This is a genomic window from Acinetobacter sp. 826659, assembly GCF_000588515.1.
GTDB classification, from domain to species: Bacteria; Pseudomonadota; Gammaproteobacteria; order Pseudomonadales; family Moraxellaceae; genus Acinetobacter; species Acinetobacter pittii.
This window is the reverse complement of record NZ_JFYD01000005.1, coordinates 52,905-79,392: the sequence shown is the minus strand read 5'-3', so window position 1 is coordinate 79,392 and position 26,488 is coordinate 52,905. Positions and strand designations below refer to the sequence as shown.

General features: G+C 38.2%; 26 protein-coding genes. 18 read left to right on the top strand and 8 right to left on the bottom strand.

All coding sequences use genetic code 11. From position 1 onward, the window contains the following. Positions 1–56 precede the first annotated feature (56 nt). On the bottom strand, positions 57–950 hold the full coding sequence (locus J663_RS11380; protein WP_014206541.1) for an amino acid ABC transporter substrate-binding protein: 894 nt from the start codon (positions 948–950) through the stop codon (positions 57–59). A gap of 533 nt (positions 951–1,483) precedes the next feature. Next, positions 1,484–2,248, bottom strand: coding sequence for a glutathione S-transferase family protein (locus tag J663_RS11375; protein WP_033849794.1), 765 nt, complete (start codon positions 2,246–2,248; stop codon positions 1,484–1,486). A gap of 345 nt (positions 2,249–2,593) precedes the next feature. Between J663_RS11375 and J663_RS11370 the strand changes: the two genes are divergently transcribed. The 8 genes from J663_RS11370 to ychF all read left to right on the top strand — a co-directional run bounded on the left by J663_RS11370 (position 2,594) and on the right by ychF (position 11,076). Then, positions 2,594–3,829, top strand: a complete 1,236-nt coding sequence (locus J663_RS11370) for an SfnB family sulfur acquisition oxidoreductase (RefSeq protein WP_081404712.1) — start codon at positions 2,594–2,596, stop codon at positions 3,827–3,829. 12 nt (positions 3,830–3,841) lie between these two features. After that, on the top strand, positions 3,842–5,065 hold the full coding sequence (locus tag J663_RS11365) for an SfnB family sulfur acquisition oxidoreductase (protein WP_033849790.1): 1,224 nt from the start codon (positions 3,842–3,844) through the stop codon (positions 5,063–5,065). Continuing rightward, a complete protein-coding gene (locus J663_RS11360; RefSeq protein WP_033849788.1) occupies positions 5,065–6,477 on the top strand; it encodes an LLM class flavin-dependent oxidoreductase in 1,413 nt (470 codons plus the stop codon). Before J663_RS11365 ends, J663_RS11360 begins: the two co-directional genes overlap by 1 nt. A gap of 14 nt (positions 6,478–6,491) precedes the next feature. Beyond that, positions 6,492–7,322: a MetQ/NlpA family ABC transporter substrate-binding protein gene (locus J663_RS11355; protein ID WP_000079412.1), complete on the top strand. Its 831-nt coding sequence runs from the start codon at positions 6,492–6,494 to the stop codon at positions 7,320–7,322. Positions 7,323–7,335: 13 nt separating this feature from the next. Then, positions 7,336–8,169: a MetQ/NlpA family ABC transporter substrate-binding protein gene (locus tag J663_RS11350; RefSeq protein ID WP_033849785.1), complete on the top strand. Its 834-nt coding sequence runs from the start codon at positions 7,336–7,338 to the stop codon at positions 8,167–8,169. A 5-nt stretch (positions 8,170–8,174) separates the two neighbouring features. Then, positions 8,175–9,251 (top strand): methionine ABC transporter ATP-binding protein, encoded by a 1,077-nt coding sequence (locus J663_RS11345; protein ID WP_081404711.1) that lies wholly within the window; start codon positions 8,175–8,177, stop codon positions 9,249–9,251. Then, entirely contained in the window at positions 9,232–9,891 is a 660-nt protein-coding gene (locus J663_RS11340; protein WP_033849781.1) for a methionine ABC transporter permease, read from the top strand. Before J663_RS11345 ends, J663_RS11340 begins: the two co-directional genes overlap by 20 nt. Positions 9,892–9,984: 93 nt before the next feature. Further along, positions 9,985–11,076 (top strand): redox-regulated ATPase YchF, encoded by a 1,092-nt coding sequence (ychF, locus tag J663_RS11335; RefSeq protein ID WP_033849780.1) that lies wholly within the window; start codon positions 9,985–9,987, stop codon positions 11,074–11,076. A 46-nt stretch (positions 11,077–11,122) separates the two neighbouring features. Here ychF and J663_RS11330 read toward each other — a convergent pair whose 3' ends face one another. Then, positions 11,123–11,644 (bottom strand): DUF962 domain-containing protein, encoded by a 522-nt coding sequence (locus J663_RS11330; RefSeq protein WP_033849778.1) that lies wholly within the window; start codon positions 11,642–11,644, stop codon positions 11,123–11,125. 92 nt (positions 11,645–11,736) lie between these two features. Between J663_RS11330 and J663_RS11325 the strand changes: the two genes are divergently transcribed. Next, positions 11,737–12,444, top strand: a complete 708-nt coding sequence (locus J663_RS11325) for a Crp/Fnr family transcriptional regulator (RefSeq protein WP_033849776.1) — start codon at positions 11,737–11,739, stop codon at positions 12,442–12,444. Positions 12,445–12,616: 172 nt separating this feature from the next. Continuing rightward, complete coding sequence (locus tag J663_RS11320) at positions 12,617–12,952, top strand: hypothetical protein (protein ID WP_033849775.1); 336 nt, start codon at positions 12,617–12,619, stop codon at positions 12,950–12,952. A gap of 73 nt (positions 12,953–13,025) precedes the next feature. On the opposite strand, the gene J663_RS11315 is transcribed toward J663_RS11320, so the two are convergent. Continuing rightward, on the bottom strand, positions 13,026–13,496 hold the full coding sequence (locus J663_RS11315) for a hypothetical protein (RefSeq protein ID WP_025465550.1): 471 nt from the start codon (positions 13,494–13,496) through the stop codon (positions 13,026–13,028). Positions 13,497–13,617: 121 nt separating this feature from the next. On the opposite strand from J663_RS11315, the gene J663_RS11310 reads away from it, so the two are divergent. The 6 genes from J663_RS11310 to dapC all read left to right on the top strand — a co-directional run bounded on the left by J663_RS11310 (position 13,618) and on the right by dapC (position 20,411). Continuing rightward, positions 13,618–14,340, top strand: coding sequence for an AzlC family ABC transporter permease (locus tag J663_RS11310; RefSeq protein WP_001111398.1), 723 nt, complete (start codon positions 13,618–13,620; stop codon positions 14,338–14,340). Between the two features lies 1 nt (position 14,341). Further along, entirely contained in the window at positions 14,342–14,683 is a 342-nt protein-coding gene (gene ygaH, locus J663_RS11305; RefSeq protein WP_002133404.1) for an L-valine transporter subunit YgaH, read from the top strand. Positions 14,684–14,815: 132 nt separating this feature from the next. Beyond that, on the top strand, positions 14,816–15,205 hold the full coding sequence (locus J663_RS11300) for a tautomerase family protein (RefSeq protein ID WP_017386770.1): 390 nt from the start codon (positions 14,816–14,818) through the stop codon (positions 15,203–15,205). A gap of 102 nt (positions 15,206–15,307) precedes the next feature. Further along, positions 15,308–16,525: a formate-dependent phosphoribosylglycinamide formyltransferase gene (gene purT / locus J663_RS11295; RefSeq protein ID WP_081404710.1), complete on the top strand. Its 1,218-nt coding sequence runs from the start codon at positions 15,308–15,310 to the stop codon at positions 16,523–16,525. A 27-nt stretch (positions 16,526–16,552) separates the two neighbouring features. Further along, entirely contained in the window at positions 16,553–19,216 is a 2,664-nt protein-coding gene (gene glnD / locus J663_RS11290; RefSeq protein WP_033849770.1) for a [protein-PII] uridylyltransferase, read from the top strand. A gap of 25 nt (positions 19,217–19,241) precedes the next feature. Continuing rightward, on the top strand, positions 19,242–20,411 hold the full coding sequence (dapC, locus tag J663_RS11285) for a succinyldiaminopimelate transaminase (protein ID WP_033850156.1): 1,170 nt from the start codon (positions 19,242–19,244) through the stop codon (positions 20,409–20,411). Positions 20,412–20,465: 54 nt separating this feature from the next. Here the strand turns inward: dapC and J663_RS11280 are convergent, their stop codons facing one another. From J663_RS11280 to msrB, 4 genes are all read right to left on the bottom strand, one after another. Then, complete coding sequence (locus J663_RS11280) at positions 20,466–21,098, bottom strand: LysE family translocator (RefSeq protein WP_033849768.1); 633 nt, start codon at positions 21,096–21,098, stop codon at positions 20,466–20,468. Between the two features lie 64 nt (positions 21,099–21,162). After that, on the bottom strand, positions 21,163–21,999 hold the full coding sequence (locus J663_RS11275; RefSeq protein ID WP_033849766.1) for an AraC family transcriptional regulator: 837 nt from the start codon (positions 21,997–21,999) through the stop codon (positions 21,163–21,165). 8 nt (positions 22,000–22,007) lie between these two features. Beyond that, the gene (locus J663_RS11270; protein ID WP_005069704.1) at positions 22,008–22,493 is read right to left on the bottom strand and encodes a glutathione peroxidase; all 486 of its coding nucleotides are present in this window, start codon (positions 22,491–22,493) and stop codon (positions 22,008–22,010) included. Further along, positions 22,490–22,909 (bottom strand): peptide-methionine (R)-S-oxide reductase MsrB, encoded by a 420-nt coding sequence (msrB, locus tag J663_RS11265; RefSeq protein WP_002114184.1) that lies wholly within the window; start codon positions 22,907–22,909, stop codon positions 22,490–22,492. Before msrB ends, J663_RS11270 begins: the two co-directional genes overlap by 4 nt. A 239-nt stretch (positions 22,910–23,148) precedes the next feature. Here msrB and J663_RS11260 point away from each other — a divergent pair, with 239 nt between their 5' ends. Both J663_RS11260 and J663_RS11255 read left to right on the top strand, forming a co-directional pair. Then, positions 23,149–24,579: a pyridoxal phosphate-dependent aminotransferase gene (locus J663_RS11260; protein WP_005069706.1), complete on the top strand. Its 1,431-nt coding sequence runs from the start codon at positions 23,149–23,151 to the stop codon at positions 24,577–24,579. Between the two features lie 472 nt (positions 24,580–25,051). After that, positions 25,052–26,359: a dicarboxylate/amino acid:cation symporter gene (locus J663_RS11255; RefSeq protein WP_033849763.1), complete on the top strand. Its 1,308-nt coding sequence runs from the start codon at positions 25,052–25,054 to the stop codon at positions 26,357–26,359. Positions 26,360–26,488 lie beyond the last annotated feature (129 nt).

Sequence of the window (26,488 nt, the reverse complement as noted above, 5' to 3'; positions counted from 1 at the left end):
CTTGTGCAAATGAATCTTTACACTTACACAAGTAAATTTAGGACAAAAAGATCCAGTTAGATTCCTGCATCTGTTGGGTTAGCTTTTAATTTCTTATAAGATGAACTTTGTTGCATGTTCAAATTCGTGTTTTTTGGTGGAATTGGAGATAAGAACCACTTCTTATATAAAGCGTCCATTTTACCAGTTTTCCATAAGTTATTTACAGTACGGTCTGCAATCGCTTTAAATTTTGGATCATCTTTAGCAAGCATAATTCCATAAGGTTCAGATGAAAGTACCGGACCTACAATTGCGAAAGCTTTAGGTGTAGAAGACTTAGCAATCAAGCCTGCTAAAATATTATCATCCATTACAAATGCAGCAGCACGGCCAGATGCCATCATGGCAAAAGAGTCAGCATGATCTTTACCATAAATATTTTGAACATTAACTGCCTGACCTTTTTCATTCATCTTGATGTATTTGTCAGATGTAGTGCCTTGAGTAGTAACAACTGCTTTACCATTTAAGTCTGCCAAACTCTTAATGCCAGAGTTTGCTTTAACAGCCATGCGCACTTCTGTTGCATAGTAGTTAGTTGAGAAACCGACTTGTTGCTGACGTTGTTTAGAGTTTGTAGTGGTACCACATTCCATATCGATATTGCCTGCTAAAAGCTCAGGGATACGTGTTGATGAAGTTACTGCCTTGTACTCAACTTTTAAGCCAGGCATTTTCAATTCTTTTTTAATGTCATTTGCAAACTGGTTACAGATATCGACTGCATAACCTACTGGTTTACCTGCAACAACATATGAAATTGGATCTGAGGATTCTCGATGACCAATTACGATTTTTCCAGTACTTTTAATTTTAGCTAATGTATCTGCTGCTTGAATTTGAGAAGTAGCGCCAACCGTACAAAGCATAACTGTTGAAATAATGAGAGAGGTTGCAGAACGTTTCATAAGAACTCCTTGATGATCATTCTCTCTATTTATCCATAGAATCATTCATATAGAGCAATAGAGTGATTTTTTATTAAATTGCAATTATCGAGCCAACTTTTCCAAGTCGGACCCATCCATTTGCTTCACTTATTCTATTCAATCTGTTTTGCAGAATTAATACCTTTAAAACTGCTCACATGTTTCTACTTTAATCTATGTTTTAATCTTCTGTCTATTATTAAGCTCATCTATTTACACTTAAATGTGGCAATTATTGATTACATTGTAAACACATGCACAATAAAGTGGCTTAACTTTGGCTAAAAATAGTATTTAGAAAAAATGTATTTTCCAAAAAATCATAAAAATTAAAGTTATTAGTCATTTAGATAAAATGGAATTTATATTGTAAAAAGTAATTTTGGCATCAAAATAATATAAACAAATGGCTTAATAAAAATCATTTAGAAAATTGATAGTAATATCTACATTAATAAAATAACTAGCAAAGATAAAAATAAGCCCCGATTTTCTCAGGGCATTTTATAATTTTAAATTCCGCGCCAATCTACTCGCGCATTACGCTCAGTTTGATATATTCTTAAAACATACTGACCTAGAGGTAAATCGAGTAAATTTTGTTGATAGTTATTCCATTCTTCCGAAACACCTTCAGCCTCTTCCCGCTCCCACGGCGTACCCTTTATTTCTAATAAAGGAGCAAGCATAGAACATACAGCAATATCAGCAAGACTTAAGCGATCGCCCACCATATAACGTGCCTGATTTTCGATTAAGCAGTTATTTAGTTCATTTATGAGTTCATCCATGCGCTCTTTTGACTGGTTGACTAGCTCTTCTTCAAGTTTATAGTTCTTCTTTACCAGTGTTTTGAGGAATGGCTTCGATATTTTTTCAAACTGACGTAAATAGCCTTGTTCACCCATCATAATTTCTAAAGCATGGTCTCCATGTGCCAACGTGTGAGCTAGAGCCCAACGACGGACATGAATACCCAGCTCATCAGCCAAGCTATCTATTTTTAATGTTTGCTGCCTTAATTGTTCATCACGACGTAACAGTGAATGCTCCGGATAAGTATCATCCAGATAAAGTGCAATTTTAGTCGATTCAGCAATCCATTGATGATCATCTTTCAAAATAGGCAGTAAATTTTGGCCTGTTTTGAGTTGTGCAAAAGCACGATGAAATCCTGGAATTAAGTTATGAGCCACATAATCAAGTTCTTTATGGTCTAACAACCAGCGAGCTTTTTCACAATAATGGGACAAAGGAAACTGATACAAAACCCGCATAAAATCTCCACGTTTATTTTTATTTGACTATTTGTACAAAAATGGTCGTCGGTAAGTAGATACTTTAGAAGCTATTTTTAGTTAAAACAATGGATATTGTGCTCATTTTTCACTGACACTTAAGTCTATTTTTTTTATATCTTTTTTTACCGTACTTATTGCTCTTTTTCATATTAAAACCAATTCTATTATTATTTTTCCACATAGCAAACTTAAACTATTGTTTTTTATAATCTTTCAATATCTCTATTTTTTCATTAAAAAGCAAAAAAAATGCTTTGCACTTTATTTCATAAGCTGAGCATAAGTCCTCGTTTAGTGGAAAAATATTTCTTTTGTAAGGTAATGACAGCAATACAAGGTGTCATTATGTCTAATTCTCTATCAAAAACGACTGCATACGTCCAAATCATTCAAAATGATCAACAAGCGATTAATGCTGCTTATCAAGTGGCGGATTATGCTTTAGAGGGTCGTAATACACGTGATCAACAACGCTTATTACCGCATGAGCAAATAGAAAACTTTAGTCAAAAAGGCCTAGGTGGTATTCGCATTGCAAAAAAATACGGTGGTGCTTTTGTTTCCAATAAAACTTTGGCTCAAGTTTTCCGTATTTTGAGTAAAGGTGATGCGAATGTTGGTCAGATTCCACAAAATCAGATTAGCCTGTTAAACCTGATCGAAATCATGGGCACAGAACAACAAAAACAATTTATCTTTTCAGAAATATTAGCAGGTAAACGTCTTGCCAACGGTGGGCCAGAACGTAATACCCATGATTCAAAAACCTTAAAAACCACTCTTACTGTTGAGAACGGCAAATATATTTTAAACGGCGAAAAGTTTTATTCTACAGGTACGAGCTTTGCACACTGGCTCGCGATTAAAGCGATTCATCCTGATGGTCATGTGGTTTTAGTCATTGTTAACTCGGATGCTCAAGGCATTGAAGTCATTAATGACTGGAATGGATTTGGTCAACGTACTACAGCGAGCGGTACAGTTAAATTAAATCAAGTTGAAGTTAATCCTGAACTTATTTTTGATGAACGATTATTGACGCAAACCCCAACCTATCGCGGTGCTTATTCTCAGTTATTACAAGTTGCCATTGATGTGGGGATTGCAGAAGCTGCATTTGACGATACTTTATCGACTATTCATAAAGCACGCCCAATTATTGATGCAAAGGTTGAAAAAGCCAGCTTTGAACATTACACCCTGCAAGAGGTAGGTAAGTTAAATATTTTGCTCGATGCTGCAATTTTACTGCTTGATGAAGCTGCTGAGTATTTAGATGAACTTGATCAACTTCAAACGGTGACTGATGAACAAGTAGCTAAAGCTTCAATTTTGGTTGCTGAAGCGAAAGTCTACGCCAATGATGCGGCTCTACAAATTTCAGAAAAATTGCTGGAGCTGGGTGGTAGTCGTTCAAGCTTAAGCCAACATAATTTAGATCAACATTGGCGAAATGCCCGTGTACATACCTTACACGACCCTGTTCGCTGGAAATTACATTCCATTGGCAATTATTACCTTAATGGTCATTTCCCTGCCCGCCATGCTTGGATTTAAGGAGAAATTGTCATGACTTCATATCAATCGGTTCAAACTAAACAAACATCGGCATCGGGCCAAGCGCACATTATTCAAAATGATGTTGAAGCATTAGAAGTTGCCAAACAATTTGCTGAGCAATTTAAAAAAACTGCAGTTGAGCGAGACGCTAAACGAATTTTACCGTATACCGAAATCGATGCTTTGAGCCAATCTGGTCTCTGGGCAATTACAGTGCCAAAGCAATATGGCGGTGCCGAAGTTTCAAGCCATACAGTTGCTAAAGTGATTGCACTTTTAAGCGGTGCCGATGGTTCAATCGGACAAATTCCACAAAACCATTTTTATGCTTTAGAAGTATTGCGCAATACAGGCACAGAAGCTCAAAAACAACGTTTATATAGCGAAGTTTTAAATGGCACTCGCTTTGGTAATGCACTTGCTGAGTTTAAAACCAAAACTTCAACTCATAAACAAACCAATATTCGTCCGCATGAAAATGGCTACCTGATTCAGGGTGAAAAGTTTTACTGCACAGGAAGTTTATTTGCTCACCGTATTCCAACCTTAGTTTTAGACAATGCGGGTCGAGAGTATCTAGCCTTTGTAAAAAGTGGTTCACAAGGATTAAAACTTGTTGATGACTGGTCTGGCTTTGGACAGAAAACGACAGGCAGCGGCACGGTCAAGTTTGATCAGGTTTTTGTCGATGCAGATGATGTTATTCCTTTTGATACTGCATTTTTACAGCCAACCTTAGTGGGTCCTTTTGCGCAAATTATGCATGCATCGATTGAGGTAGGTATTGCACGTGCAGCCTTTGAAGAAAGTTTGCAAAGAGTGCATCAAGCTCGCCCATGGATTGATTCAAATGTAGAAACAGCCAACCAAGATCCTTTAACGATTTATGAGCTAGGACGCATTGCTGTAGATGTACGAGCAAGTGAAGTTTTATTAAAACAAGCAGCTCAATCAATTGATGCCGCAAAAATTGAGACCACACCTGAAAGCATTGCTAAAGCATCCATTGATGTGGCTAAAGTACGTGCTCATAGTACCGATATCGCACTCAAAGCATCGTCTAAGCTGATTGAACTTGCAGGAAGCCGTGGTAGTCAGTCACAAGATGGCCTAGATCGTTTCTGGCGTAATGCGCGAGTACATACCTTACATGATGCCGCACGATGGAAATATTACTTTATTGGGAACTATGTGCTTAACGGTGTGCTTCCACCTCGTCGGGGGACATTGTAATGGCAGATTTCAAAGCGAAAGAGATTTTACTCAATGCCTTTGACATGAACTGTGTTGGCCATATCAATCATGGCTTATGGACACATCCACGTGATGAATCACATCGTTTTAACGAACTCAGTTATTGGACAGAACAAGCCAAGACCTTAGAAAGTGGTTTATTTGATGGCTTGTTTATAGCCGATATTACCGGTGTGTATGACGTCTATCAAAATGGTATTGATCTGACTTTAAAAGAGTCCATTCAGCTTCCGAGCCATGACCCGTCTACACTCATTTCAGCAATGGCGGCAGTCACTCAAAACTTAAGTTTTGGGGTCACTGTGAACTTAAGCTATGAGCATCCGTATCAATTTGCCCGCCGCTTTGCGAGTCTCGACCATTTAACTCAAGGTCGTATTGGTTGGAATATCGTGACAGGTTATCTAGATAGTGCGGAACGCTTAATTGGTCAAAAAGGTTTAAAAGACCACGATGCTCGCTATGAACAAGCTGAAGAATTTTTAGAGCTTTGCTATAAATATTGGGAAGGTTCATGGGAAAACGACGCCGTTAAAAAAGATAAAGTACAGCGTGTTTTTACAGATCCATCTAAGGTGCATACCATTCACCACCATGGAAAGTATTACCAGAGTGAAGGTGTGTTTCAGGTATCTCCTTCTGTGCAACGCACTCCAACCCTATTTCAAGCAGGTGCTTCACCTAAAGGTATGCAGTTTGCAACACGTCATGCTGAATGTGTATTTATTGGCGGTGACAAACCCGAAAAAATTCGCGAACAAGTGAAAAAGATTCGTACTCTTGCCGAACAGCAAGGACGCTCAGCGAATGATATTAAAGTGTTTGTCGGCATAACTGTTGTTGTGGCCGAAACACATGATCTGGCTGTACAAAAACTTAATGAATATCGTCAGTATGCGAGCCCTGAAGCAGGCTTAGCGCATTATGCGAGTTCAACAGGCATTGACTTAAGTAAGTTTGCTGACGATGAAGCGATTCCTTACCAAAAAAGTAACAGCATTGTTTCGATTACCGAAAAGTTTAAAGAACAGCAAATCACAAAAAATGACTTAAAAGCTCAGCATGTTTTAGGTGGTCGTTATCCCCTTATTGTGGGTAGTGGCGAAGAGGTTGCTGAATACTTAATTCATCTTTTAGATGAGACTGATATTGATGGCTTTAATTTGACACGTACAGTTGCCCCTGAGTCTCACCATGACTTTATACGCTTGGTCATTCCAGAGCTACAACAACGTGGTCGCTATAAAACTGCATATAAAACGGGTTCACTACGGAACAAAATTTTTAATCGGGGTGATCATTTACCAGAACAGCACCCTGTTCAAGCGTTCCGATGTAGTCCCTATAACAACAGCAAAAACTTAACAAAAATTGAAGAAATAACCGCTTAAATTTGGAGATAGACATGGCTCAAACAGCCTCTAAAAAATGGCTAGGCATAGGCTTAGTCGTTGTAGTCCTTTTTGTTGCTTTGTTCCTATGGAATAAACATCGACAAAGTGGCTCAAATGAACTTGTGATTGGCATTAGTCCACCATTTGCAAAACCTTTACAAGCTGCTGCCGATGAAGCAAAGAAACAAGGTTTAAATGTAAAACTGGTCGAATTTTCTGACTGGAATACCCCAAACATTACCTTAAATCATGGGGATATTGATGCGAACTTTTTCCAGCATCAACCTTTCTTAGATAATGCAATTAAAGAAACTGGCTTTAAGTTAAAGGCATTTGCAGTAGGTGCAGCCTCACATGTGGGACTGTATTCAAAGAAATATAAAAGTCTTGATGAATTGCCACAAAACGCACGCGTAGTCATTCCAAATGATCCAGTGAATCAAGGACGTGCCCTACTTCTTTTACAACAAGCTAAGTTAATTACGCTTAAAGATTCAAATAATCACTTATCTGCACTCAAAGATGTTGTTTCAAACCCTAAAAATTTGCAATTTATTGAGGTTGAAGGACCACAGACTGCTCGTGCAATTGATGATGTTGACTTGGCTTTTGGCTATCCACATTACTTGCGCTTAGCAAAAACAGCAGACCCTAATAGTGCGCTTTTACTAGATGACAATACCAATAAACGTTATGCCATTTTGTTTGTAGTGCGTGATGACTATGAAGATAAGGGCGACAAATTAAAGAAATTTGTTGAGATCTATCAAAACTCGCCAAAAGTTAAAGCTGTGTTAGACGCTGAAATTGGGCCAAAACTTTGGTTCCCTGGCTGGAAATAATAACGGAAAGATTATGGCGATTCAGTTCAAACAGCATAAGCCTTGGTTACTCGGAATTACGATTTTAATCGTAGTTCTGGGCCCTGTCGGTTACCGTTATATTAAAAAAAAACAAGCCGATGATGTTTTAACGATTGGCATTAGCCCGCCTTATGCTGAGCTATTACAAAGCGTTGCCAATGAAGTAGAAAAGCAAGGCGTTCATGTCAAACTCGTTGAATTTTCTGATTGGCGGGCACCCAATGTTGCCGTACAAAACGGCGATATTGATGCAAACTTTTTCCAGCAAAGCGTATTTCTACGTAATGCTGTTAAAGAAACGGGTTATGACTTACATGCATTTGGTGTGGGTTCAGGAAGTCATGTGGGTTTATATTCAAAAAAATATAAATCACTTGAAGATTTACCTTTAAATGCACGTGTTGCCATTCCAAATGATCCGGTTAATTTAGCCCGTGCTTTAATTTTATTGCATCGTGCTGGCTTAATTCAGCTTAAAGATATTAATAATGAACTTTCAACAACCCAAGACATTATAGCTAATCCTAAACAGCTGAGCTTTGTTGAAGTTGAAGGCCCACAGACAGCACATGCCTATAACGATGTCGATTTAATTTTCGGCTTCCCCCACTACTTAAAAATGGCAAAGGTAACCGACCCACATAGCGCATTATTTTTAGACCCAATCGATAAAAAATATGCAATTTTGTTTGTGACTCGTCGCGATTACCAAGACAAAAACCAAAAACTTGCAACCTTTGTTAAAGCATTCCAGAACTCAAAACAAGCACAAGACATTCTGGATAAAGACTTTGGTAAAGGTATGTGGTTTCAAGGCTGGAAATAAGGAGAATGATGATGGTGAGTTTTGGATCGCAAGTTGATTTTTCTCTACCCCATATCAAAATTCGCGGTTTAAATAAGTTTTACCAATCGCAAGGTCAAAAACTGCATGCATTAAAAGATATTAACCTTGATATTCCTCAAGGTAAGATTTTAGGCATTATTGGTAAAAGTGGTGCGGGAAAATCTTCCCTACTCCGCACTTTAAATGGCTTAGAACAAGTAAATACAGGCAGTATTCATATTCATCAACAAAATATTGCTGAATTGAGCCATGCTGAACTCATTCAAACCCGTCAACGAATTGGAATGATTTTTCAACATTTCAATTTAATGTCTGCAAAAACGGTTTGGGAAAATGTGGCATTGCCTTTAAAAGTTTCCAATTACAACAAAGTAGATATCGATCAACGTGTAAATGAAGTTCTGGCACTCGTAGGTCTTGCAGATAAGTCTGGCTACTACCCATCGCAACTTTCAGGCGGACAAAAGCAACGTGTCGGTATTGCACGTGCACTTGTGCACCACCCAGAAATTTTGCTTTGTGATGAAGCCACCTCGGCACTTGACCCTGAAAGTACCGCCACTATTTTGGCTTTACTTAAAAAGATTAATCAGGAACTGGGTCTAACGATTGTACTCATCACTCATGAAATGCAGGTCATTCGAGAAATTTGTGATCAAGTGGTGGTGATTGATCAAGGTGAGATAGTAGAGGCTGGACAAGTTTGGTCTGTATTTTCACGACCAGAACAACAAATTACTCAAGAATTGTTAAACCTTGAGCAAATTACCCTGCCTTTTAAAATCAGTCCTCTACCCGATGAAGATTCGACTCATATTATTGTAAAACTGAAATATGAGGCTGAAGCACATCAGGTTCCCGATATTCAAGAATTACTTGCCAAATTTAAAGCGCCCGTCATTTTATATCAAAGTCAGGTCGATACCATTCAAGGGCATATTATTGGTTCACTTTTAGTCGGTATTCCTAACGTAGAAATTGATATTTCATCTATACGACAAGATGCATTAACTGCAATTGCACAATTTGAGGTACTTGGCTATGCACGACCAGCTCATTGATTTATTAATTACTGGAACTGTAGATACCTTACTCATGGTAGGTGCATCTGCATTTATTGCTTTTTTAATTGGCTTACCGATTGCTGTTGTTTTAGTCTGTACTTCTGAGCACGGCATTCATCCGTCACAAAAGATTAATCAGGCTTTAGGTTGGGTCATCAACATTACTCGCTCTGTACCCTTTCTTATTTTAATGGTTGCGCTTATTCCGCTTACTCGCTGGATTGTCGGGACAAGTTATGGGGTCTGGGCAGCGGTTGTTCCCTTAACGATTGCGGCCATTCCGTTTTTTGCCCGTATTGCAGAAGTCAGCCTACGTGAAGTCGATCAAGGCTTAATTGAAGCTGCACAAGCCATGGGTTGTAACCGCAAACAAATTATCTGGCACGTACTTTTACCAGAGGCTTTGCCAGGTATTGTGGCAGGCTTTACAGTGACTATAGTGACAATGATTAATTCATCTGCGATTGCTGGTGCTATTGGTGCAGGTGGCTTAGGAGACATTGCTTATCGATATGGTTATCAACGTTTTGATATGCAAATTATGTTGGCTGTTATTTTAGTATTGATTGTTTTAGTCATGTTAGTACAAGCGACTGGTGATGCATTAGCCCAGCAACTCGATAAACGTAAAGTTTAAACACAACAGAACCCTGCTCTAGCCATGACTTTGTCATGGCTTTCATGTAAAATCAGCCACAATTTTTAATTTACACATTTGTGAGTGGTTTTCATGGGTTTTAATTGCGGTATTGTTGGTCTGCCAAATGTAGGGAAATCTACCCTTTTCAATGCATTAACTAAAGCAGCGATTGCAGCGGAAAACTTCCCGTTCTGTACCATTGAGCCAAACACAGGTATTGTTCCTGTTCCAGATCCACGTTTAGATAAACTTGCTGCAATTGTTAACCCTCAGCGTGTTTTGCCGACCACTATGGAATTTGTAGACATTGCAGGTCTTGTTGCTGGTGCATCAAAAGGCGAAGGTTTGGGTAACCAGTTTCTTGCTAACATTCGTGAAACTGATGCAATTGCACACGTTGTACGTTGTTTCGAAGACGAAAACGTCATTCACGTAAATGGTAAAATTGATCCATTAGACGACATTGCAACTATCAATACTGAACTTGCACTTGCAGACCTTGAGACTGTTGCTAAAGCAATTTTACGTTTAACTAAAGTTGCTAAAGGCGGCGATAAAGAAGCTGTAGCAACTAAAGCAGTTTTAGAAAAAATCCAACCGTTACTTGACGAAGGTAAACCAGCTCGCGCGGCTGATTTGTCTGATGACGAACGCAAATTAATTCGTGGTTTTGGTTTAATGACTTTGAAACCAACCATGTACATTGCAAACGTTGCAGAAGACGGTTTTGAAAACAATCCACATTTAGAAGCTGTTAAAAAACTTGCTGCTGAAGAAAATGCGATTGTTGTGCCGCTTTGCAACCAAATCGAAGCTGAAATTTCATTATTAGAAGATGAAGATCGTGCTGAATTCCTAGAAGCAATGGGCATGGAAGAACCAGGCTTAAACGTAGTTATTCGTGCAGGTTATGCGCTTTTAGGTTTACAGACTTATTTCACTGCTGGTGTACAAGAAGTTCGTGCATGGACAGTAAAAGTTGGCGCAACCGCTCCTCAAGCCGCTGGTGTGATTCATACCGACTTCGAAAAAGGCTTCATCCGTGCTGAAGTTGTTGCATATGATGACTTCGTACAATACAACGGTGAAAACGGCGCTAAAGAAGCTGGTAAATGGCGTTTAGAAGGTAAAACTTACGTTGTTCAAGACGGCGATGTAATGCACTTCCGTTTTAACGTTTAAGTTAAAGCTCAAAAAAAGCCCCATCATATTGGGGCTTTTTTTATATTTAATGACTAAAATCCATCGCCTCTCGTTTACTGCGCGCCTCTTGTAAAATACGCGCATGCAAAGGCTTTCTAAAACCTAGCATAAATATAAATTCTGCCAATACAAATAACGGTCCTATCGCGAGTCCAATCACATCATCAACGAAGGCGGGTTTTTTCTTTTCAAAATAATGTCCCACAAACTGAAAGACCCAACCCACCACAAAGAAACCAATACTTGCTGCTAACCATTCTCCAAAAGATAACTGTGCAATTTGGCTCGCCAGTGGATACAAAGCAACCAAGATAATGAGCATGAGTAAGCCAAATACTTTATCTAAAATAAAATAATAGATCGTACTAGCTGCAATCAGGACTATGGCTAAAGTCAGTTTAAAACTACCAATATCGACTCCAGCTCTTGCGGTTAAACACAAAATTGAAAACACGATGAGCGGAATACCGATAAAGTGCGTCAAAATATTTTTATGATTTAAGTGGTAAGCCGCATATTTGCTAAGCTCTTGCTCCAGATTTGACATGAGTTATTCCCTATTCACTTACATATAGTCATACTGTACATATAAGGAAAACGTAAAGTTGTCAGCTATTTGACAAAGTAATGAATTTTTTCATGGATGACCGAATTTTGGACCTAATTTATATTAACCGACTAAAAGAAAACACATGGTTTAGTGTGCTTCCGGAAACATTCCAAAATTTTATTTTAGAACATGGCAAACAAATCACCTTTGAGAAAAATAGCTATGTTTTCCATGCTCAAGATCTATTTGATGGCATTTATACCGTACTTGAAGGCTCGATTAGCTTGGGTTATGTCGATGTAAATGGTAATGAAGCTCTTTCTGCTATTGCTGAGCCAATCATGTGGTTTGGTGAAATATCATTGATTGATCATGAACCGCGCTCACACGATGCGATTGCATTGAAAAAAAGTACAGTTCTACATATTCCTGCAAAACCATTAAATGATCTACTCAAGGAAAATCCATATTATTGGTACTATTTTGCACGTTTAACGAGCCAAAAACTCAGGTATGTTTTCTTAGAACAGATTGCTATCCAAACACGTAGTATTTCTCAAAGGCTGGCTCAGCGTCTTCTCTTCATTTTAGAAGGATATGGTAACCATATTCTTATTCAAGATCGTCAAATTCATATTTCTCAAGAACAATTGGCAAATATGCTGACTACATCTAGACAGACAATCAATCATGAGCTGAGCCTGCTCGAAAAACAGAAAATTATCAAAATTGCTTTTAGAAAAATTGAGATTCTAGATATTGAGAAATTGAAAATAGTTGCTCAAGCACAATCCTAATCTTTACACAGGAGGCTAAATAATAAAAACTTAAAATTAAATTAAAAAATTAGATAACACTGCAAATCAAAACATTGTTCAAACTCTATTTCCACAAAATAAATGTGTTAAAGCAGATATTTTCATCCTACACTCAAGCTGAGCAATAATACTCAACAAGGCGCTGATTAACATGAAAAAATTACCAACAATTCTTACAGCAGGCGTATTGGCTATGTTAAGTGTCTCGGCATTTGCATGCCCTAAAGGAACTCAACTACAAGGCGGTACAGGACCAAATCACAAAGGTGGAAAATGTGTAGCTGTACATGGAAAAACTACCGCTCAAAAAGCCAAGAAAGAGGTAACTAAAACTAAACAGGATGTTAAAAAAGACTTAAGCACTCAAAAACATGATGCAATGACCAGCGCGACACATGCTCAACATGAATCACAGCAAATGACTCATCAAATGAAACAAGATGCTGTGAAAACTGCAAACACCGCTAAAGCTGCCACAAAACCGTAATTCACATTCACTCATTATCGTTTAAAAGCAAAAAAGCGAGATTGATCATCTCGCTTTTTTATATGTATAGGCTTTATTTAGGAGATGTGTTTCCTAAATTCGGGTTTTCAATCGCTTCCTTACACTGTTGTTTATCACGCTCATAATCTGCCTGTTTCTGAGCAACCGAACTATTATTTTCAAGCGTTTCGCGCGCCCATACATCTAGACTCGTTAAAGCTTTACGGCAAAGCGCATATTTACCTTCAGTGACCGAATCTGTCATTTTCACATTGATACGCCAGTCTGTACTCAATTGGCGTAAAGGTTTACGAACTTTGTCATCAATTTGGCTGAGTTGTTTTTCATAAACTAAATGCTCAACCGTGTTAATCAATGTCCATGCTTTTTGAGCATAAACAGTTGCATCATTGGTTAGTTTCGGTGCTGGCTTAATTTCTACTTTTTTTTCTGCACCTTGATTACCATTATCACAGCCCTGTAATGTAAAAATACCTGCACTCATCATGGCGATATAAACTAAACGAATCTTTGCCTTGAACATATCAAACTGCCGATTAAACATTTCGGCACTATGCTATTAAATTCGGCTACAATACTCAATCTTTCAAGTATTTTTATCATTTGGTTTATTGCCAAGGTGTATTGTGTCCGAACAACAATTGATGCCTGCCCAAACAGCAACTTTTTGGCAAGGCGCCAAAGATAGCCAAGCTATCGTACTCACTTATTTACCCGTTTCTTTTGCCTTTGGCGTTTCTGCATCTCAGTTTGGTTTTACACCATGGGAAGCCTTTTTTCTATCTTGTTCAATGTACGCAGGCGCTAGCCAATTCTTGGTTGTCGCGCTTTTGGCTAGCGGTTCATCCATTTGGCTAACAGCATTAACAGTCATTGCACTAGATATTCGCCATGTCCTTTATGGACCTGCTCTATACAACCTGATTCCAAACAAATTAAATCTTAAGAAAACCGCAGTATGGGCTTGGGGCTTAACCGATGAAGTTTTTGCCAGTGGAATGATCCAACTTTCACAGCGCAAACAACAATGGTCCGAGTCTTGGATGCTTGGCTTAAGCCTATTTAGTTGGATGGCTTGGGCAAGTGGCTCTTTATTAGGTGGATTATTTGCCGATCAAGTTGCTCATTTACCAAAGTTTTTACAAGCAGCTTTAGACTTCTTATTACCTGCTTTATTTTTAAGTTTTTTATTAGCAGCGTTTGAACGAAAGCATAGCCTTGTTGTTGCTGTATCTTTAGTAGTTTCAGCTCTGGCGTGTTATTGGATTAACTTATCAGCCGCTATTTTTATAGGTATTTTTTCAGGAATTTTAGCTGGTCTATTTAAACATTATGTGCTGAAACAGCATGATGAGGTTGAGGCTTAATATGAACCTAGAAATTATTCTGGTCGGCATTATTGTGGGTATAGCCAATTTTGCTTCACGCTTTGGACCTTTTTTCGTAATACAAAAACTACAGGGCAGCCAACAAAGACGCGGCTCAATCTGGATCAAAATTGCCTTAGGGAGTATTGGAATATCTGCAATTAGTGCCATGCTTGTAGTTGCTACCCTTCCACCTCTCCTTGAAACTCCCAATAAGAGTTTCGCAATGCTTATCGGTTTTTTAGTTTTAGCAGGTCTTTATTTTAAATTTAAGAAAATCGTACCAGCAACTTTAACTGCCGCAATTGTTTATGGTCTGATCTATACTTATTTACCTTTATAAATAGATAAACTTATCTTCCTTATATAAAATAAAATCTGGCCAGAGGCGTTTAAGATTGAAACTTCTGGCTTGGAAAATTTAATTTTTGAATTGATTAAAAAGATAACCTTAGCTACTTATATAGAGATAAAAATGTCACAAGTTAAAATTTATGCAAATGAACAAACCATTATGCAGTACCGAGAATTACTTTCTCATGCAATCCATCAAGCGCTTATTGAAGAATTGAAATATCCTGTTGAGAAAAGATTTCAACGTTTTATTAGCCTTAAACCAGGAAATTTCATTTACCCTTCTGACAGAAGCCAGCATTACATTATTATTGAACTTTCAATGTTTGCAGGCCGCAGTGCAGCCACTAAAAAGCAGCTTATTCAAACCTTATTTCGTAATATTCAAGAACAATGTAGAATTTCTCCACAAGACATTGAAATTACTATTTTTGAAACACCTAAAGAAAATTGGGGCATCCGTGGTAAAAATGCGGATGAATTGCTTTTAAACTATCAGGTTAATATCTAAAAACCACTTTTTTAATTGTCCGACAAAATTACTTTTTTTATGCATGATAAGGCTTAACTCCACCATAAGTTCTGCTATGCTTAAAAAAATAATTTTGTCAGGATGATTCGCATGAGCGTGACACTCGGTACCCCACTTCAATCTTCTGCATTTAAAGTTTTATTGTTAGGTTCAGGAGAGCTTGGCAAAGAAGTTGTAATTTCCTTACAACGCCTTGGTGTAGAAGTACATGCGGCCGACCGTTATGATCACGCACCAGCAATGCAAGTTGCACATTTTTCTTATGTATTAAACATGGCAGATTCTGCCCAATTAAAACAACTCATCGAGAAAATTAAACCAAATTTAATTGTTCCAGAAATTGAAGCAATTGCGACAGAAGTTTTACTTGAAATTGAAGCGAGCAAAACAGCAACTGTCATCCCTTCTGCTAAAGCTGTAAACCTCACAATGAACCGTGAAGGCATCCGCCGTCTTGCGGCTGAAGAACTTGGCCTACCTACTTCTGCTTATCGTTTTGCTGATACGCTCGAAAGCTTCCGCGCCGCTTGCGATGACATTGGTTATCCAAACTTTGTAAAACCGGTCATGTCTTCTTCTGGTAAAGGACAGTCTCGTGTAAAAAGTTTCGATGAAGTCGATGCTGCATGGGAATATGCAATGCAAGGTGGCCGTGTTAACCAAGGCACAGTTATTATTGAATCTCAAATTGATTTTGATTTTGAAATTACATTACTTACCGTTCGCGCTAAAAACCCTGAAACTGGTGAAATTGAAACTCATTACTGTGATCCAATTGGTCACCGCCAAGATGCCGGTGATTATGTAGAAAGCTGGCAACCTCAGCCAATGACGGCGGTGGCACTCGAAGAAGCAAAACGTATTGCAAATAAAGTGACAACTGCACTTGGTGGCTGTGGTATTTTTGGTGTAGAACTGTTTATTAAAGGCGATAAGGTTTGGTTTAGTGAAGTCTCACCTCGCCCACATGACACCGGTCTCGTAACTTTAGCATCTCAATTTCAAAGTGAATTTGAACTGCATGCACGTGCAATTTTAGGTTTACCTGTAAATACAGCACGCCACAGTGTTGCAGCAAGTGCAGTAATTTATGCTGGAGTTGATGCTAACAATTTAAGTTATAGCAATCTCAATGTAGCTTTAACACACCCTGACACCGATTTACGCCTGTTTGGCAAACCAGAAGGTTTCAAACGTCGTCGTATGGGTGTAGCAACCGCTCGTGCTGAAAATACTGATCTTGCTCGTACTTTAGCGAAAGAAACCGCTGATCAAGTAAGCGTTCAAACAAACTCTTAATTTTTACTTATTGGTAGACCCATTTTCATGATCAATATATCGCCATTGTTGAACTATGTCTCAAGTCATCATGATATTAAAGCCATTAATCAATGGCGAACGGATGTAGAAAAGCAGTTGCAAGATTCATATGAAAATGGGCAATCTATTCGTGAAATCATTAAAGCCCGTTCAGATTTAGTAGATGAAGCACTGATCTTTTTATGGAAACATGCTGAACTCGATCAGACAGAACTGGGCCTTTTTGCTGTAGGTGGTTATGGGCGCCGTGAAATGTTGCCCTATTCCGACGTCGATATCATGATCCTATCGGAGCATGAAATTAACGAAGAAAACGAAAAACGTATCTCTACATTTATTTCTTCTTTATGGGACGTTGGAAACTTTAAACCTGGCATTAGTGTTCGCACGATTCAAAGCTGTGTTGAACAGGCCGCTACCGATTTAACCGTTGCAACAACTTTAATTGAGGCGCGGTTAATTACTGGCAATAGTCAGCTTGCGAAATGGCCTCGCCGTATTGTTTCGCAGACATGGACAGATAAAACATTTTATGACGCAAAGATGGCCGAACAAGCCAAGCGTTACCATCAACACAACAATACTGAAAGTAATTTAGAACCCGATATTAAAAATGCACCAGGCGGTATCCGTGACATTAATCAAATTGGCTGGATTGCCAAACGCCACTTCCGCGTAAACCGCATTTATGACTTAGTGCATTTAGGTTTCATTTCAGAGTTTGAATTGGCAGTTTTAGAAGAAGCTGAAAGTTTTCTTTGGGAAATTCGACATCATTTACACCGTTTAGCTAAACGTGATGAAAACCGTTTACTCTTTGACCACCAAAGGGAAATTGCCGCCAAATTTGGATATGTGCGTCAAGAAGGCCAACCTGTAAATTATGGTGTTGAGCAGTTCATGAAACGCTACTATCGTACGGCGCAGCAAGTTTCAACACTCAATGAAATGTTGCTGGCGTATTTTAGCGAGTCAGTGATTACTCCTCGACTCCCCAACTATGAACGCAAAATTGAAGTTGTTAACGATCACTTTAAAATTGTCGATAATAAACTTGCCGTACAACATCACAAAATATTCGCAGAGCATCCAAGCGCGATTTTAGAGTTGTTCTATATTTTAGCCAATCGACCAGATATTGAAGGTATTCGCGCTCGAACTTTACGCTTACTTATTCTTGCTGCGAAACGAATCAACCAAAGTTATCGCGATAATCCAGAACATCAAGCACTGTTTATGTCGATTATTCGCTCACCATATCGTTTATACGATACCTTGGTTGCGATGAAACGATATGGTGTTTTAGGAAACTATATTCCTGCTTTTGGCCAAATTATGGGCCTTATGCAATATGACTTGTTCCATATCTATACGGTCGATGCTCACACATTATTATTGCTGCGTAATTTAAATCGTTTTAGAGAACCTGAATTCGCTAAAGAATTCCCTGTAGTAAGTTCAGTTTTCCAACGTCTTGCCCGTCAAGATATTGTATTCATTGCAGCTTTATTCCATGACATCGCAAAAGGTCGCGGTGGTGACCATAGCGAACTCGGCGCAGAAGACGCGATTGAGTTTGGCCGTGCACATGGCTTTACAGAACGTGAATGCAAATTAATTGCATGGCTCATTCAAAATCATTTGCTCATGTCTTTGACCGCTCAGAAAAAAGATATTTCTGATCCTGATGTCGTGAAAGATTTCGCTGAAAAACTGGGCGATATGGAGCATCTTGATTATCTATATACCTTAACGGTTGCCGATATTAACGCGACAAATCCAAAACTATGGAACACATGGCGTGCATCACTTATGCGTCAGCTTTATACGCACGCTCGTGATGTAATCCGTACAGGTTTAGGTCGTCCCGTTGACTACCAAATGTTAATTGAAGACACCAAGTTTGCGGCAAGTGAATTATTGGTAAATAACTTCGCATTGGCAGATGTCGAAAAAGTATGGCAAGAACTTGGTGATGAATACTTCATTAAAGAATCAGCAGACGAAATTGCATGGCACACACAAGCAATCTTAAAACATGGTGATAATCCAGAGCCATTAGTCCTCTTGCGTGCTCACCGTAAAGCAGCTCAAGATGCGGTGCAAATCTTTATTTATACTCGCGATCAACCTAACCTATTTGCGACTACTGTTGCCGTTTTAGACCGAATGAACCTAGATGTTCAAGACGCAAAAATTATCACAGCAAGTACGGCGTTTAGCTTAGACACCTATGTTGTACTTGATCGTTTCGGTACTTTGCTTACTGACCCAGAACGTGAAGAAACCGTTAAGAGTGCATTAGTGAAAGCGCTTAGCCAACCAGACCAATATCCGGGACTCATGCAACGTCGTATTCCACGACAGTTACGTCACTTCGACATTGAAAACACAGTAGATGTAACATTAAATGAAGCCTTACAGCAAAATATGGTCGAAATTTCAACACTCGATCACCCCGGCCTACTTGCACGCGTGGGTGGTTTATTTATGATGCAAGGTTTAGACATCCATTCAGCCCGAATCGCAACTTTAGGTGAACGTGCCGAAGATATTTTCTTTGTCACCAAAAAAGATGGGAAACCACTGAATAACGAAGAGGTCAAACTCTTCTCGGAAAAACTGAAAGCTGCATTAGATGAAGCATCTAATCAAATTTGTCAGCACTGAAACTCAACTACTTGGTAACTGTTTAATGAACTCTAGCTTGTCGTTATTACACCCGTACCCATTTGAAAAGTTAAACCAACTTTTTAAGGATACTACTCCTGCTAACCTTCCCTTGATTCCTCTATCAATTGGCGAACCTAAGCATCCAGCACCAGAGTTTGTTAAACAGGCTATTATTGATAACTTTAACCATTTATCAACTTATCCAAACAGTAAAGGCTTACCTGAGCTTCGCCAAAGCATTGCAGATTGGTTAACTAAGCGCTTTAAACTTAACAGCATTAGTGCTGAAAACCACATCTTGCCCGTCTCTGGTACACGTGAAGGCATTTTCTCTTTTGTACAGGCATTAATTAATCGTGAAGATGCACCTTATGTGGTGATGCCGAACCCGTTTTATCAAATTTATGAAGGTGCGGCTTTACTTGCAGGTGCAAAGCCATACTTCATTAATTGCACGGAAGAAAATGGCTATTTAGGTGATTTTGATGCAGTACCAGCAGAAGTTTGGGAAAAGACAGCCCTACTTTTTGTATGTACACCGGGTAACCCAACAGGTACTGTGCTTTCCAAAGAACAATTTAAAAAGCTAATTGCCTTATCTGATCAATATAGTTTCGTTATTGCTTCTGATGAATGCTATTCAGAGCTTTGGTTTGACCAAGCACCTACTGGTCTATTAGAAGTTTGTGCTGAGCTTGGTCGTGATGACTACAAAAACTGTATCGTATTTCATTCACTTTCAAAGCGTTCAAACTTACCGGGTTTGCGCTCAGGTTTTGTAGCGGGTGATGCCGATCTGTTAAAGCCATATTTGCAATACCGCACCTATCACGGCGCTGCAATGCCAGTACAACACCAGCTTGCTTCAATCGCAGCGTGGAACGATGAAAACCATGTTGAAGAAAACCGTAAGCAATATCGTGCAAAGTTTGATTTATTCCAATCTGAGCTAGGTCATCTCCTCCCATTACAAAAACCTGATGCCGGTTTTTATTACTGGTTAAAAGTCGATAATGATGAAACTTTTGCCAAGATGCTGATGGAAAAAGCACACATTAAAGTTTTACCGGGTCGTTATCTATCTCGTGATACCGAACAAGGTAACCCTGGTGCCAATCATGTGCGTATGGCTTTAGTAGCAGATTTGGCACAATGTGAAGAAGTTGTTAAACGTTTAAAAGCGATTCTTTAAACCCAGCAAAATTGCATAGCCTTCAGTTTTATTTAGAAGGCTATGCGATCTGCTTTAACTATAGGCAACCAATAACACTGCGAAAAAAATGAAAGCCAGACTGGAGCAATAATATATTCCTCTAGCAGAGCGTTTAATCTGTGCCAATACACGCTCTTGACGCAATAAACGAACTAATAATAAATTCCACCCGAAAACCACTCCTGTCATCCATATACTCATTAGTAATTTTTGAAATAAGCTAAATTCCTGTTGAATAAGTAGCATTAAACTACTATAAAACATAATATTTTTAGGATTAAGAAGACTGGATTGCAAACCCAGAACCAAGCTTTTAGCTTTACTCTTATAACTAGACTCTTGTTCAACCAAACTATTTTCAGCAACAGTAATATTTAAGTTTGTTCCTTGAGTGGCTCTAAAACAAAGAAAACTCAAATAAGCTAAATATCCAGCCCCCAGCCATTTAAGTACTAAAAGAATCGTTGTACTTAAATTGCCAAGCACCATAAATCCAAATATACATACCATTAAGATAAGAGCATTACCCAAAGTAATTCCCAGAATAACGCCATAGGTATAACGCGCTCCTTTTTGCAAAAGACTGGTCAGAATAAGAAAAAAATCTGGTCCCGGAGATAGGAGTGCTAAAAAGTGAGTAAAGGCGATAACCAAAAAAACTTCCATAACGATTTCATCTTTAAAACTGTATGGAGTAGCTTAAAAATAGAGAAAAATAATTTCTTGTAAATTATTGCGCTGCTGCAAGTTGAAACTGTCGAGGAGTAATTCCTGTATGTGCTTTAAAAGCTTTATGAAAATGGCTTTGATCACTAAAGCCTAAATTGACAGCTAACTCTGCGAGTGAAATCCCTTGTTTTAATTGAGCTCTGGCTTGATTAATCTTTAAATTAATTTGAAAGGCATGTGGGGTTAAACCAACATTGGCCTTGAATAAACGAATGATTGCATATCGACTAAGACCAACCTGCTCTGCAAGCTCTTCAAGAGAAATAAATTGTTCTGACGATTTAATGATATGAATTAAGTCCAAAAAATCTTCATACAAATATTCAGTTTTTTGTATTTCTTCTAATACGAAATGAGGGAGTAAAAACTGGGTAAGGCAATAGATCAGCGACTGTTCTTTTTCAATAATTAATTTTTCAGGATCGAATAAAGTTTCATTCATATCAGAAAAAGCCTGATATAAATTTTCTTCTCTTATTATCAGAGGTTTATGCTGTGGCAGAAGCAAATCCAAACCATGTTCTCGAAATTCTGAATAAAGCTGATTTAACCACCTTGTATCCAAATGTAGCATCTGGTAACTCCAAGCCCGATCTGGCAAAGGGTTACATGAATGCTCAATATGTGCGGGTACGATCACCAAAGTACCAGCACCAATTTTTTGGGGCGTACCAAATGAACTTTGAAAAACGCTATTCCCCTCGTCTATAGCCCCGATAGAAAACGTTGGATGACTATGAGACTTATAACATGTTCGGCTAAAACAGGACCTTCTGGTTTCAACATACGGCATTCGAACATCTTGCCAAAACTCAAAAGGTTGAGGAATAGCGTTCATTTAAACAATTAACTCGCTAAAGCTTTTTCAATATCAGCTTCTAAAGCTTCAGGTTTAGTGGTAGGCGCATAGCGGTTTAAAACAGCGCCATCCTTACCTACCAAGAATTTGGTAAAGTTCCATTTAATGCTACTGCTGCCCAAAATACCTTTAGCTTCACGTGTTAAATATCTAAAAATTACATGGGCTTCCGGACCTTTTACATCAACTTTAGCAAACATAGGAAATTTCACCCCATAGTTACGCTGACAGAAGCTACCAATTTCTTTATTGCTTCCTGGATCTTGCCCACCAAACTGGTTGCAGGGAAAACCTAAAACTTCTAATCCTTGATCTTTATATTTTTCATAAAGTTTTTCGAGACCAGCAAATTGTGGGGTAAAACCACATTTACTGGCAGTGTTTACAATTAGTAAAACTTTACCTTTGTAATCAGCAAACTGCTTAACTTCACCCTCTAACAGCTCAGCTTCAAACTGATAAATATTACTCATGGATAGGTTTCCTCATCATTTTTTTCTTCTGTTTTAAGTTGTAATGATGCCGAGTTTACGCAATAGCGCAAACCAGTCGGCTGTGGTCCATCTTCAAATACATGCCCTAAATGAGCCTCGCAATCATGACAAACAATTTCAGTTCTGACCATACCATGCGTTAAATCTTCATGTTCATCAATGACTGCACCATTGATAGGACGGAAGAAACTTGGCCAACCACAACCGCTATCATATTTGGTATCTGATGAGAACAACTCTGCGCCGCAGCAACGGCAAACATAGGTACCATGTTGCTTAGTATTCCAGTATTGCCCCGTAAATGCAGGTTCAGTGCCTTTTTGTCGTGTAATCCGATACTCTTCTGGTGATAACTCTCTTTGCCATTCCCGGTCTGTTTTATTGACTTTTCCCATGACATACACCTTTTATTCTGAAGTAAACATTTCTGATGATCGAGTTTTATATTTACGCCATTCATCACAAAAACACTAGTCTCTGAACGTAAAATTTGTTGGAATTTAAACATATAAAGAACAAAAAGCAAAAAGTAAGCAAAATACAAAATCAAAAGTAAGCAAATTTATTACTAATTAGCTTTAAAGCAAGCAAACATAGTGCTATTCTAAGTGCGCACGGTTGTATAGGACAGAACATGTCTCAGAAAAAAAGTGTGGTTTTCCAACAACTACTACCAATTATTAAACAATATCAACAATCGGGTTTTACCCATGAAAAAATTGTTGAACTATTGAAAGATCAACATGATCTAAATTTGGTAACAGTTAAAACATTTAAAAGTTATTTATACCGATATGCAAAAGTGAATCCCGTTATGTCTAAAAATACTGCTACCCTCCATTCCATGCCATCTACTCGAGAAATCAAAAAATCATCGAAGCTTGAGCATGTTTGTTATGACATCCGTGGGCCAGTTTTAAGAGCCGCCAATGAAATGGAAGAGCAAGGACATAAGATTATCAAGTTGAATATTGGTAACCCAGCTCCCTTTGGATTTGAAGCACCACAAGAAATTATTAATGATGTTGCTTTAAACTTACCAAATGCAATTGGTTATGTTGACTCAAAAGGTATCTTCCCTGCTCGTAAAGCAATTTGTCAGTATTACCAGCAAAAAGGAATTCTCAATATGCATGTCAATGACGTGTATATTGGTAATGGCGTATCTGAACTTATCGTAATGGCTATGCAAGGCTTATTAGATGACGGAGACGAAATGCTGATTCCAATGCCGGATTATCCGCTTTGGACAGCAGCAGTTAATCTTTCAGGCGGCACGGCAATTCATTATAAATGTGATGAAGAAAATAGCTGGTACCCAGATATTGCTGATATTGAAAGTAAGATTACTCCGAATACTCGCGGTATTGTCATCATTAACCCAAACAATCCTACGGGTTCGGTATATCCACGCCACATTCTTGAACAGATTGTAGCGATTGCAAAAAAATATGATCTAATTTTATTTGCTGATGAAATTTACGACAAAATTATTTATGACGGTATTGAACATGTTTCAGTAGCATCATTAGCTGGCGACCAGCTTTGTGTATCTTTTAATGGTTTATCAAAAGCTTATCGTATTGCAGGCTTCCGTTCAGGTTGGATGGCAATTACGGGTGATAAAAGCCGTGCTGCTGACTATATCGAAGGATTAGACATGTTGGCATCAATGCGCCTATGTGCAAACGTTCAAGCTCAATATGCGATTCAAACTGCCCTAGGCGGTTATCAATCAATTAATGACTTGATTCGTCCTGGTGGCCGGTTATACGAACAGCGCAATATTGCTTGGGAAATGCTTAATGAAATTCCAGGTGTAAGCTGTGTAAAACCAGATGGAGCAATGTACTGTTTCCCTCGCCTCGACCCGAACATCTATCCAATTGAAGATGACGAAAAGTTAATGCTTGATTTGCTACGTGCAGAAAAAGTTTTATTGGTTCAAGGTACAGGCTTTAATTGGCCAACTCCAGATCATTTCCGTGTGGTTTTCCTACCTGCTGAAAATGAATTACGTGAAGCAATTACACGACTAGGGCGTTTCTTAGCCAATCGTCGTTAAAAAAATACATAATAAAAAAGGCATCTTAAACTAGGTGCTTTTTTTATAATTTTATTTTATTCATTTTTACAAAAGAAGAATTACACATTTTCACTACACTGCACTATCTAAAAATAAGACATTGAAGTTAAATTATTTTTATAAAATTTCTCATTCTTTTAATTTTAAAAATTAGTTCAAGTTTTTATTTTTATATTTTTACCATACGTTCAAAATTACTTATATTCTGTCCACTTAGCAAATTTTTATTATGCAAAAAATGCATGGATCAATATTTTTTTGCATTTCACACTGCTTCAAAATCGAGCAACAATCCATCTCCATAACAACATCGCCATATTCAATTCGGTTAAAACAGATACAAATCTAGGAAGATAACATCGTTAGAAGGACCGGACTGAACTAACAAGGAAAGCTTTCGATCATCCAACTCCCATCAAAGGATGATTGAATCAAATGGATAGAGGTTCACATGAAGCAAAAGAAATTGCTCAAGTATATTGTTGTTGCTATTTTACTTGGCATACTGACAGGTTGGATTTGTCACCACTTCTTTAATGAAGGTGAACAACTGAAGCAAATCGCTTCTTATCTCAACATACCTACAGATATCTTTTTACGCCTTATCAAAATGATTATTGCTCCATTGGTATTTGCCACAATTGTTTCAGGCATTGTCTCAATGGGGAAATCTACATCAATCGGCAGTATCACCCTTAAATCAATGACTTGGTTTATTACTGCTTCATTCGTGTCGCTTGCTATTGGTATGGGTTTGGCAAACTTTTTCCAACCTGGTGCAGCTTTAGATTTAGTATTACCAACTGCACAGCAACTGAGTAGCTCTTCTGTTCCAGCGACTACAGGTTTCACTCTACAATCATTTTTAAGCCATGTTTTCCCACGCAGTATTGCCGAAGCAATGGCAAACAATGATATTTTACAAGTGCTTGTTTTCTCTATTTTCTTTGGCTCAGCCCTTGCTTTTGTAAATCAAGGCAAAGAAAAAGATTCTGTTATCATTCGTTTGACTGATGAACTCAGCAAGATCATGTTCCGCATTACCGATTACGTCATGATGTTTGCACCTGTTGCAGTATTTGCAGCAATCGCTTCAGCAATTACAGTACAAGGTTTAGGCTTGATTGTTGACTATGGCATTTTAATCGCAGAGTTCTACTTCGGTCTTTTATTACTGTGGATCATCTTATTCTCTGTAGGTGCAATCGTACTTAAAAAAGATATTTTCCGCTTAGGTAAATTAATTCGTGAACCTGTAACCCTTGCTTTTGCTACAGCTTCAAGTGAATCAGCCTATCCTAAAGTTATGGATGCACTAAATAAATTTGGTGTGCCTAAAAAAGTAACGAGCTTTGTATTACCTTTAGGTTATTCGTTCAACCTAGATGGTTCAATGATGTACACCACATTTGCAGTGCTCTTTATTGCTCAAGCTTACAATATTGATCTTAGCTTTACTCAGCAAGTCTTAATTTTGTTAACCCTAATGGTGACAAGTAAAGGTATTGCTGGTGTTTCACGAGCTTCAATTGTGGTTATTTCAGCAACACTCACTATGTTCCATTTACCTGAAGCCGGAATTCTCTTATTACTCGGTATCGATCAATTCCTTGATATGGGCCGTACTGCAACAAACGTAGTAGGTAACAGTATTGCTACCGCAGTTGTTGCCAAGCTTGAAGGCGATAAAGTGGCTGATACTGAAGAACTACCAGAGCCAGTATTAATTAAATCAACTCAAGAACAAACGACCGCATAAGTTTCTCTTTTCTCCCACTCTCCCAACTTAAGAGCAATTTTATATGACCTTATAAAATTGCTCTTTTTTTATTCTAAAATTAAACAATAAAAATTTATCAGTATTTCTATATTAAATAGTAGGCCAATA

Bases quoted from the DNA above. Each gene is read 5' to 3' on its own strand.
- J663_RS11380 (WP_014206541.1), bottom strand. From the start codon at position 950: ATGAAACGTTCTGCAACCTCTCTCATTATTTCAACAGTTATGCTTTGT.
- J663_RS11375 (WP_033849794.1), bottom strand. From the start codon at position 2,248: ATGCGGGTTTTGTATCAGTTTCCTTTGTCCCATTATTGTGAAAAAGCT.
- J663_RS11370 (WP_081404712.1), top strand. From the start codon at position 2,594: ATGACAGCAATACAAGGTGTCATTATGTCTAATTCTCTATCAAAAACG.
- J663_RS11365 (WP_033849790.1), top strand. From the start codon at position 3,842: ATGACTTCATATCAATCGGTTCAAACTAAACAAACATCGGCATCGGGC.
- J663_RS11360 (WP_033849788.1), top strand. From the start codon at position 5,065: ATGGCAGATTTCAAAGCGAAAGAGATTTTACTCAATGCCTTTGACATG.
- J663_RS11355 (WP_000079412.1), top strand. From the start codon at position 6,492: ATGGCTCAAACAGCCTCTAAAAAATGGCTAGGCATAGGCTTAGTCGTT.
- J663_RS11350 (WP_033849785.1), top strand. From the start codon at position 7,336: ATGGCGATTCAGTTCAAACAGCATAAGCCTTGGTTACTCGGAATTACG.
- J663_RS11345 (WP_081404711.1), top strand. From the start codon at position 8,175: ATGATGATGGTGAGTTTTGGATCGCAAGTTGATTTTTCTCTACCCCAT.
- J663_RS11340 (WP_033849781.1), top strand. From the start codon at position 9,232: ATGCACGACCAGCTCATTGATTTATTAATTACTGGAACTGTAGATACC.
- ychF (WP_033849780.1), top strand. From the start codon at position 9,985: ATGGGTTTTAATTGCGGTATTGTTGGTCTGCCAAATGTAGGGAAATCT.
- J663_RS11330 (WP_033849778.1), bottom strand. From the start codon at position 11,644: ATGTCAAATCTGGAGCAAGAGCTTAGCAAATATGCGGCTTACCACTTA.
- J663_RS11325 (WP_033849776.1), top strand. From the start codon at position 11,737: ATGGATGACCGAATTTTGGACCTAATTTATATTAACCGACTAAAAGAA.
- J663_RS11320 (WP_033849775.1), top strand. From the start codon at position 12,617: ATGAAAAAATTACCAACAATTCTTACAGCAGGCGTATTGGCTATGTTA.
- J663_RS11315 (WP_025465550.1), bottom strand. From the start codon at position 13,496: ATGTTCAAGGCAAAGATTCGTTTAGTTTATATCGCCATGATGAGTGCA.
- J663_RS11310 (WP_001111398.1), top strand. From the start codon at position 13,618: ATGCCTGCCCAAACAGCAACTTTTTGGCAAGGCGCCAAAGATAGCCAA.
- ygaH (WP_002133404.1), top strand. From the start codon at position 14,342: ATGAACCTAGAAATTATTCTGGTCGGCATTATTGTGGGTATAGCCAAT.
- J663_RS11300 (WP_017386770.1), top strand. From the start codon at position 14,816: ATGTCACAAGTTAAAATTTATGCAAATGAACAAACCATTATGCAGTAC.
- purT (WP_081404710.1), top strand. From the start codon at position 15,308: ATGATTCGCATGAGCGTGACACTCGGTACCCCACTTCAATCTTCTGCA.
- glnD (WP_033849770.1), top strand. From the start codon at position 16,553: ATGATCAATATATCGCCATTGTTGAACTATGTCTCAAGTCATCATGAT.
- dapC (WP_033850156.1), top strand. From the start codon at position 19,242: ATGAACTCTAGCTTGTCGTTATTACACCCGTACCCATTTGAAAAGTTA.
- J663_RS11280 (WP_033849768.1), bottom strand. From the start codon at position 21,098: ATGGAAGTTTTTTTGGTTATCGCCTTTACTCACTTTTTAGCACTCCTA.
- J663_RS11275 (WP_033849766.1), bottom strand. From the start codon at position 21,999: ATGAACGCTATTCCTCAACCTTTTGAGTTTTGGCAAGATGTTCGAATG.
- J663_RS11270 (WP_005069704.1), bottom strand. From the start codon at position 22,493: ATGAGTAATATTTATCAGTTTGAAGCTGAGCTGTTAGAGGGTGAAGTT.
- msrB (WP_002114184.1), bottom strand. From the start codon at position 22,909: ATGGGAAAAGTCAATAAAACAGACCGGGAATGGCAAAGAGAGTTATCA.
- J663_RS11260 (WP_005069706.1), top strand. From the start codon at position 23,149: ATGTCTCAGAAAAAAAGTGTGGTTTTCCAACAACTACTACCAATTATT.
- J663_RS11255 (WP_033849763.1), top strand. From the start codon at position 25,052: ATGAAGCAAAAGAAATTGCTCAAGTATATTGTTGTTGCTATTTTACTT.